The following is a 14103-nucleotide window of genomic DNA, read 5'->3' as shown; positions in this document are numbered from 1 at the left end:
AAAGAGCGTGTCTCAAGCTGGCTTAAAAATATCGGCGAGAAATAAAATTGAAATTTTCTCATTGGCTTTTTTGGGAGGTATAACAAAAACTATGCCTAAGATAGCGTCAAAGTTTTTGTTTACAAGTTTGCGTTGCAAACTTCTATATCAACTGTTGTTTCTCACTGTGTTGCGAAACAACTTAAAAAAGTCAAATCGAAAATTGAAATTTTCTCATTGACTTTTTTTGGAGGAAAATATGAAAAAATTTGTTATGGCTGCTGCTGCGGCTTTGAGTGTGTTTTCTGCTTGTGCGGCTGATTCTGGAAGCGGCTCGAATTTTCAGGCTGGCGGAAAGAACAGCGGAAAAATCCTTGTGGCTTACTATTCCGCGTCTGGAACAACAAAGGCGGTTGCCGAAAAAATTGCGTCATACCTTGGCGCGGATTTGTTCGAGGTTGTGCCGAAAGACGATTACACTTCCGCTGACCTTGACTGGACAAACAAGAAAAGCCGTGTCTGCCGCGAGCACGACACGATTTTCGGCTCAAAGGCGAACGGAACGGCAACTGTTTCAGACCTGAAAAAACTTCCTGTCGCGATGAAAGGCAGCGTGCCGGATTTAAGCGGATACGAGACAGTGTTCATCGGCGCGCCAATCTGGTGGGGAATCGACGCCTGGCCTGTAAACGCGTTTGTCGAGGGCGCGGATTTTAAGGGAAAAACAGTTGTTCCGTTCTGCACTTCAATGAGCTCGGGGCTTGGAAGAAGCGGCGAACTGCTTCATGAGCTTGCTGGAGCTGACAACGGAAACTGGCTCGCCGGAAAAAGGTTCGGCACAAGAGCAAGCGACAGTGAAGTTAGAAACTGGATTGATTCAATCGGCGTGAAGTGAAAGGCAAGCCTTGAGATTTGCTGCGAGATTTTGTTGATAAAAAATGCTGACGCGTTAGGGATTGGAAGGGTGAGCGCATTTTGAGAAAATGCGCGAAAACAAACGCTTGCGTTTGGTCGGAGGCGGAAGCCGTAGCCCTGAAAAGCCCGACGGTTGCGGTGGTTGCGCATGTCGTCCGTAGGCGCGAAGCAACCAGAGCGACCGGAACGCCCTAAATATATCATATATTATAGAGGAAACTTTTGCTTTTGGAGGAAATATGGATTTTGTTACATTGAACAACGGCGTAAAAATGCCGATGCTTGGTTTCGGCGTGTTTCAGGTGCCGGACGGAAATGTTACGGAGCAGGCGGTTTATGACGCGATTTGCGCGGGCTACCGGCTGATTGACACGGCGGCGGCTTACCAGAACGAGGAGTCGGTCGGACGTGCGATTGCCCGTGCGGTTTCTGACGGAATTGTGAAGCGCGAGGAGCTTTTTGTTACCACGAAACTTTGGGTTCAGGATTACGGCTATGAGAATGCGAAAAAGGCGTTTGCAGTTTCGCTCAAAAAACTGGGGCTTGGCTACCTTGACCTTTATCTTTTTCATCAGCCGTTCGGCGACTATTACGGCTCTTACCGCGCGATGATTGATTTGTACAAGGAAGGAAAAATCCGCGCAGTCGGCGTGAGCAATATGTATCCTGACCGGCTTGCTGACCTTTGCGAGAATTTTGACGTGATTCCTGCGGTGAATCAGGTGGAGCTTCATCCGTTCTTCCAGCAGCCTTGCGCGCTTGAAAACATGAAGAATTACGGCGTTGTGCCTGAAGCCTGGGGGCCTTTTGCGGAAGGCAAGCACGAGATTTTCAAGAATCCTGTACTGGCGGAAATTGCTGCTAGCCACGGAAAAACTGTAGCGCAGGTGGTTTTGCGGTGGAACATTCAGCGCGGTGTTGTCGTGATTCCAAAGTCCGTTCACAAGGAGCGGATCGAGGAAAATTTCAACGTGTGGGATTTTGAGCTTTCCGCGGACGATATGAAGAAAATCGCCGCGCTCGAAATCGGACACAGCGAGATTGTGAACCATTCCGACCCTGCGTTTGTAAAAATGATAAATGGCTGGAAAATCCACGAGTAGAAAGACAATTAGCAATGCGTAATGAATAATGCTTAATGCGTGGACGTGGGATTTCGCGTCTGCGTGTTGAGCAATTATTATGGGGCAAAAATATGACAAAAGAAGAATTTTCTAAAATCGACAAATTTGGAGTTGGAGAACCGAACGAGGCGTTCGCGAAGTATTTTATCGGGCAGTCGTTTTTGAAGCCGCTTACGGACGCGAAAAAGGGCGAGATTCCGATTTTCAACGTTACGTTTGAGCCTGGCTGCCGCAACAACTGGCATGTTCACCACGCAACGAAGGGTGGCGGTCAGGTTTTAATCTGCACGGCTGGAAGCGGATGGTATCAGGAATGGGGAAAAGAGGCGGTTTCAATGGAAGAGGGGAGCGTTGTCGTGATTCCTGCGAACGTCAAGCACTGGCACGGCGCGAAAAAAGACAGCTGGTTCAGCCACATAACGTTTGAGCCGGCAGGCGAGGAAACTTCCAACGAATGGCTGGAGCCTGTAAGCGACGAAGAATATAATAAACTTGGGAAATAAGGAAAATCGAAATGAAAATCATCTGTTTTATGTACGCGAGCCTTGACGGGCGGATTGACTGTGCGATGACTGAAAAAATCGACCCGGAGGCGAAGTCATATTACACTCATCTTGCGTCATTCGGGGATTTTACGCAGATTAACGGAAAAACTACGAACGCGATGCACTACGCGGAAAGCGGCGTTTTTGAGGTGAAAAATTACTGCGCGTGCGGCGAAACTTTTTTCAAGGCGGAAGATGCGGCCGGCTATCAGGTCTGCATGGACACAAAAGGAACTCTGCTCTGGAACTCAAACCGCGTTGACGGAAAGCCTTTGGTTGTCGTTACAAGCGAAAAGGCAAGTTTAGAATATTTGGATTATTTGAAGTCAAAAGAAATTTCGTACATTGCTTGCGGCACGGAAAAAATTGATTTGAAAAAAGCAGTCGCGTTTTTGGAAAAAGAATTCGGCGTAAAAAAATCAGTGATTACCGGCGGCGGACACATAAACGGCTCGTTCCTTGACGCGGGCTTGATTGACGAAGTTGAGATGATGTTCGGAGCTGGAATCGACGGACGCGGAGGCTGGGCTGCAAGTTTTGACGGCAGACCGCAAGGCAGAAATCCTGTTGCGCTTGAATTGCTGGATGTTGAGCGGCTTGAAAAAGACACCGTGCTTTTGAAGTACAAGGTGAAAAAATAAAAAAAAGTTAGGGCAGTGTCGCCCTCTCACCCTCTGAAAAACTCCACGAACGCTTTTGCGCTCGGACTTAGGTTTGCGGACTTTTTCCAGGCAAGGACTGAGGTCATCGGGTTTGCTTTTTCAAGCGGAACAAATGTAAGACCATCGTAGTTGTAGAGTTTTTCAACAGTGATGGCCGCGGTGTTCTCTAGCTTTACAAGGTGCGTTATGTTTCCCGGCAGGTTGTAAGTTCCGGCAACCGTGATTTTTTCGGCGCAGTCTGAAAGCCATGCTGAAACTTCGCTCCGCATTGTCGTGCGCCACGGAATGTAAAGCGGAATCGTTGTCAAATCCTCTGGCGTTACGGAGCTTTTTGCGGCAAGAGGATTGTCGCTTCTCACAAGAATCCCCCAGTGCTCAACCGTTTTTATGCGCACAAAGTCGTAGTGGAGAATCTCGACTGGCTCGCTCATAAGCCCGAAGTCCAGAATTCCCTGGTCAAGGCGGAATTTTATGTCGTCTGCAATCGCGCTGTAGATTCTGTAAGTGATTTTAGGATTCAGCCTTTTGAACTCCGCAAGCTTTTCGGCAAGCTCCCTCATTCCCATGTTCTCGCCGCACCCGAACGCAAGCTCGCCTGAAATCTCGTTGCCGCCCTCGGAAAATTCCCGACGGATTTTATCTTCCAGCGAAAGCATTTCCTCTGCCCGCCGCTTTAGAAGAAGCCCCGCGTCCGTAAGCACAATGCAGTGGCTCGACCGCACAAAAAGCGGCTGCCCAAGCTCGTCCTCAAGCTGCGCAATCTAGCGCGAAAGGGCAGGCTGGCTGACATTCAGCGACATTGCCGCCTTTGTGAAATTTTCCTCCCTCGCAACCGCCAAAAAATACCGCAAGATTCTTAGTTCCATTGATTATTTCCATTCATCGCATTTTTGTTCAAGAAGTTTAAAATCACAGCAGAATTTTATGATTTTTCCAGTTTTAGCCTGTTTTTCGTAAAGTCTTGAGATTTTTGTTATTATCTGTCCGATTATTTTAAGACAGAATGTATATTCAAGATTAAGCAGGATTTTGTATTTTTTTGTGTCTAGTGAATCATTTTTATCAGGATTTATGTTTACAAAATCATAAACTCCTTTTTTTACAGGAATCATTTTTTTTAAGTCAATTACAGAAAGTATATGCTTTGCTTCATTCTCTGAAATCTGCACGAAAATATCTTTTTCAGAGACTTTTGCAATTGGACAGTTCTCGTAGATTACGAAACGGTCTTGGTCAACATTTTTCCATGTTTTGTGTTTTTCTTTTGCGGACGACAAGGGAACTACATATTCATAATTTTCTGTATTTACAAGAATTCCAAGATAAGGTTTTGACTCATATCCGCTTTGCTTGTAGTAAACTTCCGGGCAGGATTCATGAAGATATTTCAGATAATTTTGATTTATATTTATGAATTTGAGATTTTCCTTTAAAGAAAACAATATTGCCCCTCTCAAAAAATAAGACCGTCCAAAAAGGGCGGTCTGCTTTAATCTTCATCTCTTTATGATATTCATCAAAGGTTAATGGAGACCTTCTTTAATCTTCATCTCTTGACGGACTTAGACCGCAGGTTAATGGAGACCTTCTAAAAAGAATATACAAGTTAATTTGTGATTCGTCAAGATTTTTCTTTTTAGTGGAGCTTCCCCGCCTTGCGGCAGGTCGGGCTATCCGCACTTCGCTTGCCGCTCATTCCTTCACTTCGTTTCGGAACTGCTACGCAGGTGCTCCTATCCCTAAGCCATATTGTTACGTCAACAACTTGCATCCTTAATCATACTGTCGATGTCGGCGAATGCGTTTTCAATCGCCTCTGAATGATACATTTCGTACATATTAAAGACGCGCTCCGTAAGATTCAGATCGTCCAGTTTGTTCAGAATTTTGTCAGCGGTTGTCTTTTTGAAAAATGCGTACTGTTCAAGCAGAAATGAGAAAAATTCCATCTCTTTTGTCATTCTGCGCCTCCTAATCCCTTCTAAGATAAAGCGAGCTTTGCAGGCTGCCTGTAACCTGCTCGTTTTCCCATATATCAAAAATTCCGTCCGGGCTGAAATCCCACATTTCAAGTTTCGGGTCGGAGAGCATTCTGTATGTTTTTGAATTCAGGAATTTTCTGTAGGAATCCATGAGCGAAAATCCGTACTTCCGGCTTATTTTTAGTGAAACTTCCTTGTTGTAAAAATTAAGGATAAAAGGCAGTTAATTTGTCATAGATTTTTGCCTCGATAAAGTTCAGTGCTTGGAAAAGTTAAGTATGGGAATGATCGGAAAAACTTATTTCAGATAATAAACTTTAGTTTTTTTTATGATAAATTCTGGAATCTCATTAATAGAATAAGCTCCAACATTATTAAATTCTATGACTGAACCGATTTTTAATGCAGGTTCATTTGTAAGTTCTGTAAGAATATCAGATTCTTTGCATGTACTGCCAACAATGTACTGTTTTTCTTCTTTTTTATTTTTTGAATTTTGTATTCTATAACCCTTGATTTTTTTTCCTTTTAGAAATGGCAAATGAATAATAGAGCCATTTGCAATGCAATATATTATTTCGTTTATTTTTTTTATATCAATAATGGTTGTATAATATTTTCCGCAATTTCTTACAATAGAGTTACCAGGCTCGAATATTATCTTTAGATATTCCATTTTCTTTTCTTTTAGAACATTCAGCACCGATTCATAATAGTCTCTTATATTCCAATATTTTCTGGAGACTTTATATCCACCGCCAATATCAATTCTTGTAATGTTTTTCAGATTATAATGTAAAATAATTTCACATAAAGTTTCTGCAATAAGTTTAAAGACAGAAGGTTCTCGTGTATTTCCTGAAAAATGTGCCTGTAGGCAAATTAAATTAACTTTTTTATATTTTAAGAGAAATGAAATAATTTCTTCTATATCTGTAATTCCAAATCTCGAAACCTTATTAAAAAAAGTATTTTTGTCAGTTTTTATATAGTCTAAATTGCAACGAAGTCCTATGCTGCATTTTATATTTAGCTCACATATATCTTTGATAATTTCTTCTGAATCAGCAATTATTAGTGTTCCTGATTTTAAAATTTTTTTCAAATTTTTCTTTGAAAAAGCGGTTCCGTTTACAATTATTTTTTTTGAGTCAATTCCTATTTTTTTTAAATATTGATATTCAAGATATGAGCAGACTTCAAAAAATCCGTCAAGTTTTTTTATAGTTTTTAGAATTTTTTTATTATAATTTGCTTTTATTGAATACGCAGGAATGTCGGTTCTGCTGTTTTTTGTGCAGATTGATTTCCAATTGGAATAGTTTTCCTTTACAGAGGATAAATTAAATTCATAGTAAGGAGTTATTTTTTTACAAAAGGGCATCTAAAATCTCCCATTCCTAATTTTCTAAAGTAATTCCAGGACATTCCTATGCAACCGCCATTGCAGTATTTTAGATATTCGCAAGAAGAACACAAAGAGCTTTCTTTTACTTTATAGTTTGAAAATATTTTTGCCTTTTCTGAATGAATTATCTCTTCAAGGTTTTGTTCTGCAAGATTTCCAAGCGGAAAATCCGTAAGGCAAGTGCATGGATATACTGTAAAATCTGGATAAACATATATTTTGCTTTTGACATCTCCGCAATTAGATGTGATATTCAGATTATTTATTTTTCCAGAATCTATAAATTTATCAAGCAATTCAAAATCAAAAAGTTTTTTTATTTTTACAGGAACAAGAGATTCTTCTAATATGAAATCAACTAGCCCATTCCATTCATTTATAGAAATTGTGTTTTTTAATTTTTCACATCCAAACGGCAACGCAGGTGAAACTTTCCAATATTTCATATTTTGAAAACTTTTAATCTCTTTTACAAACTCAAAGATATGTTTGTAATTCTGTTTGTTCACTGTTGTTGAAATGTTATATGAAATTCCCAAATTGTTAATTATTTTTATTGTTTCATTGATTTTTGTAAAAATATCATTCTCTTGACCACGAATCCTATTGTGAACTTCTTTGTTGCCATCAATTGAAATTTGGATGTGGATATTATTTGTTTTTATTCTTTTTAACCAGCCGTTATAAACTCCGTTTGTGTTTACGCAAATCTTCTTAAAATGATTATTACAAATTTGTATTATGTTTGTTAAATTTGAAAGACTTGGTTCTCCTCCTGTAATTATTAATGTATATTTTGAAAAATCATTGCTTTTTAATATGCTTTTTAAGGTCTGGATATTAATATCTGCGGAAGATTTGTATTTATTACCTCTTATACAAAAACTGCATTTTAAATTACATTTTTGATTTACTAATAGATATAATTGCATAAAATTTCCTATTCACAGTCGATAATCCATTGCTTATCATATATTGGTGTAAGATAAGAACTTTCCAAAGACTTGCAAATGTTCATCTGATTGCAATTTTTACATTTTTCTAAAATTCGAATTTTCTTAAAATAATTTCGTTTTTGCAGATTATGGTTATAGTCAGAAAAATAAAATGATGGAGTTTTTTGAATGTTACAGTTTTCAAAATCTGGCAAAAAGCAAACAGGCACATCAAGAAATTCTATACGCATTTTTTTATGTAAGTTCATATATGAATTCTGAATAAAATCTGAAAACTGTGGTATGAACAATGATTTTACATTGTTTTTTTTTGATTTTTTTGTATTATTCATTCTTGCAATTATTATTGTATCAGGAAAAAGTTTTTTGCTTTCTAAAAAATCTTGAATATTGAAATTAGATTCTATCATTTCTTGTGAGACAATGAATTTTATATTAACTTTACATTTTTTTTGCTGCAATAAATAAATATTTTTAAGAGTTTTATCAAATGAACCTGAATTTTGTGTTATAAAATCATGCAAATTTTTATTTCCGTGAATTGGTGTTATAAACCTGAATCTACTACTATCTGGAATTTTTAAAATGTCTAGGTTTGTACCATTTGAGTAAATTGCAACAGATGAATTGTATTGCTTATATAGAAACAATAAAATGTTGTAAAAACTTGGATGAAGTGCTGGTTCTCCTCCATTTAATACAATCAAATCATTTTCATTAAGATTCAATCTTTTTACTGTATTTAGAAGACTTTCAAAAGTAATTATTTTTTTTGTTGTTCCTGTTGAAGATGAAAAGCAAAAAACACAATTATTATTGCAAAAATAGTCTATGTTGAAATAATAAATATTATTCATATTCGAATTGAAAATTTCATTTGTCTTGAGAATATTCTTTAAACAGCTTATAAATTTGCTTGATGCATAAAATTAAATTTTCCTTCGCGGGATTTTTTTATGATTTTTACAGCATGAGGATTTAATTTGCTTAAATCTGCTCCAGAATCATAAAATTTATAAATTTCAGTGTTAATTTCTGTAATTTTAGAAAGAAGTCTTTTTGCCCGGACACATGTCGTATTGTTTATTTTTTCAAAAGATCCTTCAAGAATTGCACTGGAAACGCAGCCTCCTTTGCAGACTCCAAAGAATTTACAGTTTTCCCTGCATTGTTTTTGTCTTTCAATACTTATTCTTTCAAGATTTTTGTATGCTGCAGTGCTAAAAGCTTGTGAAAAATTTTCTAATAATGAAATATTTCCTAAAATAAAATCAGATGTATATGGTCTTCCGCATGGATATATATCGCCATTTGGGTTTATGCAAATCCTATTGTGAATACAAGAACCGCCATATTGAATACAATACAACCTATCAGAAACTTTAAGTAAATCTTCAAAAGTTCGCATTGATATATTACATTCTTTGTCAAATAACCATTTTTGATACATTTTGCACAAACAGTCAACATATTTTATAACGTCTAATTCTAACTCTTTGTGCTCAAGAGCATTTCCGCTCATGAACATTGCCAATACCTTGAAGTTAAATCCTTCATTTTTGAACCAGTTGTAGGTGTTTTCAAAATGTTCTATTGATAAGCCATTTTCTACGCATAGTGTGCCAAATTTAATGCCTTTTTCTTTTAGACAGCACATATTTTTGTAAACAATTTCAGTGTTGGACCTCAAATCATCATTGTGAGGACCGTCAAAAGAAATTCCTACTGAAAAATTATATTTCTTAAACAACTCAATCCACTTGTCATCAATCAACAGCCCATTAGTCTGAATAGAATTTTTAAAAATGACATTCTTTTCAGAGGCTATCTTTTCTTGATATTCAAGAACATCTGTAAAATTTTCTATTCCCCAAAGCGTTGGTTCTCCGCCATGAAAAACAACAAAAATTTCAGAATAATCTTTCGCTGCAATTGCGAACATTTTTTTTGCATAATCAGGCTTCATCATTGTATTATCAAAACCTTCTTCTGCGTGATAGCAATGTTTGCAACGCATATTACAGTTGTTTGTAGGCTTTACAGTAATTGATATTCTATTCAATTTATTTGCCACTTATTGTTTAATCATCATCAGAGTCTGAACCCCAGCTTTCTTCACCTTCAAACCAGGCCGCCCAAGCTAGAATAGAATCCAATTCACTTTCTTTCTTATTCATTTCAGTAATTTCATTTTTTGTCATTTTTATTTTCTCCCAAAAATTGATTTATATTTTTAAAACAGAGTCTCTTATTTTTGATTTTATTTTTTCTTTCAATCCTTTTGTGATTAGATATTTGTCTATTTTTTCATTCATCTGATCTACAGTAAGGTTTTCTTTTGCCATGATTTTTTTACAAGTTGCAGTTATGATTGCAGAATATCCATACTTTGCAATTATTGAAGAACTTGTGCTTATAACACAGAGTAATACAATTCCTCCTATCATTCCGCCAGGACCAAGTGATGCCAATGTTGATGTTATTGCTGCTGCGCCTACCAATCCTGTTGTGCTCATTACAGTCAAAAAAACAATAGCGGGAATTCCTATTCCTGCAAGTCTTTCCACAAATTCGTCCATAAAAAACCTCCATTTATAATATTTTATAAATCAAAAAAGAGTTTTGTTCTTGAAGTCAAGAATATTTTTTTTCATTTTCTGATAAAATATTTCTTAATTCCTTTTTTAGGTCATCTTTGTCAGATTGAGTAAGAGTTTCAGAATTTTCAATTTCTTCAAACAATGAAAAAATTCCTTTTATTGCAATAGTATGCATTGAACTGTCAACTAGAGTTTTTAATTTTTTGAGTTTTTCAATAATTTCATCTTTTTCCATAATCACCGCCTCCAATAACTTATTATTAGTCCGTATTTCTACGCGTGATTTTGTTTGTGCGTAAATTTACTTAATTTGAATTATATTCGTTAATTTACTAGAAGTCAACGTAAGATCAGTAAATTAACGTACAATTTTGTGCATGGGATTCAAGGAAAATTTGCGGGATGAGATTTCTTATCAGGGGCTGATGATAAAGGAGCTTGCCGCGCGTGCCGGACTTAATGCCGGTTCGGTGAGTAATTATCTTAAGGAAAACAGCTCGATTCCATCCGCCGATGTCGCCGTAAAAATTGCGTCCGCCCTGAATGTCTCCGTTGAGTATCTTGTGAACGGAAAATCCTGTGCTGAAGGCGGAAAAAAATATTCTCCAGAAATCCGCAAAATGGCGGATAAACTTGAGTCCATGTCTTCCCGCGACAGAAAGAATGTCGGCGCGCTGATTGATGCAATCTGCGAGGATTTATAGTCATTCGAAAAGATTCATCCTAAACTTTTAGTTCGAGCAAAAAATCTAACGGCTTGATTTTGTTCAATTTCATCTATGGAAATAATTCCGCACCCCGAACTGGAGCAATTTCTTGGAACGGGATAATTCCGTTTACTGACCGCAAGTAATTTCTTCAATCGGAATAATTCCGTTTACTGCCGTTAAGCATTTTCAACAAACGGAATAATTCCACGGGCTGAATTTATGTATTTTCTTGCTTCGGAAAAATTCCGCGGCCTTGCAAAGCACATTTTCTGCCTGCGGAATTTTGTTTTTATTTAGAATCTATCAAAAGCATAAAAACGGCTGAATCAAGGTCTTGAACGTAAGCGTACCTTGATTAGGTTTATTCACTTTTTGCATATCTTGAAATAAGAAATAAATATTAGACATAACGACTTTGCAGAATTATATTATTTTCCAGTTGGAGGAATTATGAAAAAACTTTTGCATTCTATTTTGGCGGTGGTTATGGCTGGAGGAATGGTTTCAGCGTCATTTGCAGACTCTTCAAAACTGGTAAAAAAAGCGTTGTCGGCAAAGGCGATGAAAAATGACCGCTATACTTTTGAGCTTGCGGAAAATGTTGTTCGAGAACGGGTCGCTTTTCACAATAAATTCGGAATTACGCTTGTTGGCGATTTGTACACTCCCAAAAATGCGGCTGGAAAGATGGCTGGAATTGTGGTTGGAGGTTCTTATGGTTCTGTCAAGGAGCAGGTTGCCGGTTTTTATGCAAACCAGATGGCTTCGCGCGGATTTGTAACTCTTGCGTTTGACCCTTCCTTTACCGGGGATTCTGGTGGAGAAGCTCGGAATGTTACTTCGCTTGATATAAACACAGAAGATTTTTGTGCGGCAGTGGATTTTCTTTCAACTTACGGCGGAGTTGACCCTGAAAAAATCGGAGCGATTGGAATTTGCGGCTGGGGCGGAATTGCATTAAATGCGGCTTCGATTGACACAAGAATCAAGGCGACTGCGGCAATCACTATGTACGATATGCACCGTGTTATGGCGAATAGCTACAATGACGTGAATGACAATGCGGAAGCTAGAAAAAAGACAAAGGAAGCGTTGAGCGCGCAGCGGACAAAAGATTATCTTTCAGGAAAACCTGAACTAAACGGAGGTCGGGCGGCAAAACTTACAGGGAACGAGCCGCAGTTTCAAAAAGAATACTGGGATTACTACATTCAGCGCGGATACCACAAGAATTCTGTGAACAATCCGGGGCAAGGCTGGGCTAAAACATGGGTTCTTGGAATGATGAGCACACCAATTCTTGCATACATTGATGAAATTGAAGCTCCAGTACTGCTTGTTCACGGTGAAAATGCCCATTCAAGGTATTTCAGCAAGGATGTTTTTAAGAGGCTTAAGGGCGACAACAAGGAACTTTACATTGTGCCGGGCGCGGTTCATACCGACTTGTACGACAACTTGGAAAAAATTCCTTTTGAAAAAATCACAGACTTTTTTAAGACGAATTTGAAATAAATGCTGGTTAGATTCCTGTTTCAAGCACAGGAATGACATAAAAAAACAAAGCAAGGAAGAAAACATGAAAAAACTTTTGGTTGTAATTTTGGCGGCAATTATTGCAGGAGGTTCGGTTATGTTCGCACAGACAAAAACAGAAACATTGGAATATCCTTCAGAAAAATCAGTTATGAAGGATTTGAAAAAAGAAAAGGGCACAATTTTTCCGCTTGGCGGTCCGAATGTGAATTACGAAAAATATTTCACAGGAAGAACTTTTATTTGTCCTATGGCAAACGACAGCATAAGCGTTTCAAATGTAACTTTTACAAAAGGCGCGCACACTTTCTGGCACGTTCATCATGGCTCATGCCAGATTCTTGTAACGGAAGCCGGACGCGGATATTATCAGATTTGGGGCGAAAAACCTGTTGAACTGAAACCCGGCGTGGTTGCGACAATTCCAGAAGGCGTAAAGCACTGGCACGGAGCTGCACCGAACGCAATAATGCAGCACCTTTCTGTAATGCAAAGAAATCCAGATGTTTCAACAGAATGGCTTGAAGAAGTTGCCCCTGCGGAATATGCGAAGCTTGGGAAGTAGGAAAAATTATATTAGAAACAAATTTGACGAAAGCATTTTTCTGTAGTATATTGAAATAAAGGAAATGCCCGATTTCTGTCGGTCGTCTCCACTGTATTGCTTTAAAAGCCGCCACAGAGGTTCAAACTTGGCGGCTTTACTTTTTAACTCTTCTTATTTTTAAGGTAAGAAAGGGCTGCGATAACTGCACTTGCAACACCAGCGATGCAATTTATAATTGCTGCTACTGCCAAAACAAGCTCTAAAGTCATACGCAAGTCCTCCCGATTTTCAAGATTCCAGCGAGCTGGTTTGAGTTCGGGAGACGCCGCCTTAGAAATCAGGCATTTCCAGTAAAATAATTATAGTACATTTTATTACTACTGTATATATGTAAAGGGTAATTTAATGCTATAAACGGAAAGGATGTTACCATCTTTATTCATGCAACTGGAACTTTTCTTTACATAAAAAATTCTGTTTAAATTTATTTTCATGCTTTTATCTCCTGATATGTTGTATTTTAAGGAAAAAATAGACAAAAAATAGATTTTTTAGGGGACAAAATTCTTTTGCATATTTGAAAATTTACAAAAAATATAGTTTTATTCACTTTCTGCATATCTTGAAATAAGAAATAAATATTAGACATAAAAACTTTGCAGAATTATATTCTTTTTAGAAAGAAAATCTTTTTCGAGGTGGAATCATGAAAAAACTGATTACGGCATTTATCGGTTTGTTTTGCGCTTTATTTTTTTGTGGCGCGGAAACTGCTGGCAAAACAGAAGAAAATGGTAATATGAAAATAGAAAAATCAAAACTGGATTCATCGCTTTTTAAGACGGATGCGGAATTTATGCAGACTTTCCGCAATTTTTCTGACGGTGAAGTGCCTGCGTATGCAAAGGGCAAAGTTGAAGAAAAGGAGAGAAATCTTGCTGTTCTTGCGGCGTTGCTCGGCGTTCAGGGAAAAGAAGAGTTTGAAGTTGTGCTGGACAAGGCACTTTCTTCCGGCAGTATAACAGCGGTTGAGGCAAAAGAAGTTATTTATCAGGCAACGGCTTATCTTGGGTTCGGAAAAGTTCGCCCATTCCTTGATTCTGCAAATAAAATTATAAAAGCGCACAAAATAAAGCTTC

Annotated in this window: 19 protein-coding genes; 8 read left to right on the top strand and 11 right to left on the bottom strand. The window is 37.9% G+C overall.

Annotated features, from left to right (window positions below; translation table 11 throughout):
- Nucleotides 1-238 precede the first annotated feature (238 nt).
- The 4 genes from B3209_RS04990 (at nucleotide 239) to B3209_RS04975 (ending at nucleotide 3204) form a co-directional block, all read left to right on the top strand.
- A complete protein-coding gene (locus tag B3209_RS04990; RefSeq protein WP_296662180.1) occupies nucleotides 239-874 on the top strand; it encodes a flavodoxin in 636 nt (211 codons plus the stop codon).
- A gap of 259 nt (nucleotides 875-1133) precedes the next feature.
- The gene (locus B3209_RS04985) at nucleotides 1134-1997 is read left to right on the top strand and encodes an aldo/keto reductase (RefSeq protein WP_296662181.1); all 864 of its coding nucleotides are present in this window, start codon (nucleotides 1134-1136) and stop codon (nucleotides 1995-1997) included.
- Nucleotides 1998-2089: 92 nt separating this feature from the next.
- The gene (locus B3209_RS04980) at nucleotides 2090-2521 is read left to right on the top strand and encodes a cupin domain-containing protein (RefSeq protein WP_296662182.1); all 432 of its coding nucleotides are present in this window, start codon (nucleotides 2090-2092) and stop codon (nucleotides 2519-2521) included.
- 11 nt (nucleotides 2522-2532) lie between these two features.
- Nucleotides 2533-3204 carry a dihydrofolate reductase family protein gene (locus B3209_RS04975; protein WP_296662183.1) on the top strand — a complete coding sequence of 224 codons (672 nt, stop codon included), beginning with the start codon at nucleotides 2533-2535 and terminating at the stop codon, nucleotides 3202-3204.
- A gap of 26 nt (nucleotides 3205-3230) precedes the next feature.
- Here B3209_RS04975 and B3209_RS04970 read toward each other — a convergent pair whose 3' ends face one another.
- From B3209_RS04970 to B3209_RS04920, 11 genes are all read right to left on the bottom strand, one after another.
- Nucleotides 3231-3926 (bottom strand): LysR family transcriptional regulator, encoded by a 696-nt coding sequence (locus B3209_RS04970; protein ID WP_296662184.1) that lies wholly within the window; start codon nucleotides 3924-3926, stop codon nucleotides 3231-3233.
- 60 nt (nucleotides 3927-3986) lie between these two features.
- Nucleotides 3987-4091, bottom strand: a complete 105-nt coding sequence (locus tag B3209_RS04965) for a LysR family transcriptional regulator (RefSeq protein ID WP_296662185.1) — start codon at nucleotides 4089-4091, stop codon at nucleotides 3987-3989.
- A gap of 3 nt (nucleotides 4092-4094) precedes the next feature.
- Nucleotides 4095-4667 carry a type III toxin-antitoxin system ToxN/AbiQ family toxin gene (locus B3209_RS04960; RefSeq protein ID WP_296662186.1) on the bottom strand — a complete coding sequence of 191 codons (573 nt, stop codon included), beginning with the start codon at nucleotides 4665-4667 and terminating at the stop codon, nucleotides 4095-4097.
- 315 nt (nucleotides 4668-4982) lie between these two features.
- Nucleotides 4983-5186, bottom strand: a complete 204-nt coding sequence (locus B3209_RS04955) for a DUF3791 domain-containing protein (protein WP_296662187.1) — start codon at nucleotides 5184-5186, stop codon at nucleotides 4983-4985.
- A gap of 10 nt (nucleotides 5187-5196) precedes the next feature.
- On the bottom strand, nucleotides 5197-5358 hold the full coding sequence (locus B3209_RS04950) for a hypothetical protein (protein ID WP_296662188.1): 162 nt from the start codon (nucleotides 5356-5358) through the stop codon (nucleotides 5197-5199).
- A 147-nt stretch (nucleotides 5359-5505) separates the two neighbouring features.
- Nucleotides 5506-6591, bottom strand: a complete 1086-nt coding sequence (locus B3209_RS04945) for a hypothetical protein (protein ID WP_296662189.1) — start codon at nucleotides 6589-6591, stop codon at nucleotides 5506-5508.
- Nucleotides 6570-7547 (bottom strand): radical SAM/SPASM domain-containing protein, encoded by a 978-nt coding sequence (locus tag B3209_RS04940; RefSeq protein WP_296662190.1) that lies wholly within the window; start codon nucleotides 7545-7547, stop codon nucleotides 6570-6572. Before B3209_RS04940 ends, B3209_RS04945 begins: the two co-directional genes overlap by 22 nt.
- Nucleotides 7548-7555: 8 nt before the next feature.
- The gene (locus tag B3209_RS04935) at nucleotides 7556-8428 is read right to left on the bottom strand and encodes a radical SAM protein (protein WP_296662191.1); all 873 of its coding nucleotides are present in this window, start codon (nucleotides 8426-8428) and stop codon (nucleotides 7556-7558) included.
- Nucleotides 8429-8475: 47 nt separating this feature from the next.
- Nucleotides 8476-9645, bottom strand: a complete 1170-nt coding sequence (locus B3209_RS04930; RefSeq protein WP_296662192.1) for a radical SAM/SPASM domain-containing protein — start codon at nucleotides 9643-9645, stop codon at nucleotides 8476-8478.
- 151 nt (nucleotides 9646-9796) lie between these two features.
- A complete protein-coding gene (locus B3209_RS04925; RefSeq protein ID WP_296662193.1) occupies nucleotides 9797-10150 on the bottom strand; it encodes a hypothetical protein in 354 nt (117 codons plus the stop codon).
- 55 nt (nucleotides 10151-10205) lie between these two features.
- Nucleotides 10206-10406 (bottom strand): hypothetical protein, encoded by a 201-nt coding sequence (locus B3209_RS04920; RefSeq protein WP_296662194.1) that lies wholly within the window; start codon nucleotides 10404-10406, stop codon nucleotides 10206-10208.
- Nucleotides 10407-10548: 142 nt separating this feature from the next.
- On the opposite strand from B3209_RS04920, the gene B3209_RS04915 reads away from it, so the two are divergent.
- From B3209_RS04915 to B3209_RS04900, 4 genes are all read left to right on the top strand, one after another.
- Nucleotides 10549-10875, top strand: a complete 327-nt coding sequence (locus B3209_RS04915) for a helix-turn-helix domain-containing protein (RefSeq protein WP_296662195.1) — start codon at nucleotides 10549-10551, stop codon at nucleotides 10873-10875.
- A 456-nt stretch (nucleotides 10876-11331) separates the two neighbouring features.
- Nucleotides 11332-12396, top strand: coding sequence for an alpha/beta hydrolase (locus B3209_RS04910; RefSeq protein ID WP_296662196.1), 1065 nt, complete (start codon nucleotides 11332-11334; stop codon nucleotides 12394-12396).
- Nucleotides 12397-12460: 64 nt separating this feature from the next.
- Nucleotides 12461-12982: a cupin domain-containing protein gene (locus tag B3209_RS04905; RefSeq protein ID WP_296662198.1), complete on the top strand. Its 522-nt coding sequence runs from the start codon at nucleotides 12461-12463 to the stop codon at nucleotides 12980-12982.
- Between the two features lie 688 nt (nucleotides 12983-13670).
- Nucleotides 13671-14103: carboxymuconolactone decarboxylase family protein (locus B3209_RS04900; RefSeq protein ID WP_296690043.1), on the top strand; the 433-nt coding region annotated here is incomplete at its 3' end.

The sequence above is a fragment of the Treponema sp. UBA6852 genome (assembly GCA_002449305.1).
Taxonomy (GTDB): domain Bacteria; phylum Spirochaetota; class Spirochaetia; order Treponematales; family Treponemataceae; genus Treponema_D.
The sequence above is the reverse complement of the archived record's forward strand: the minus strand, read 5'-3'. Positions and strand labels throughout refer to the sequence as shown.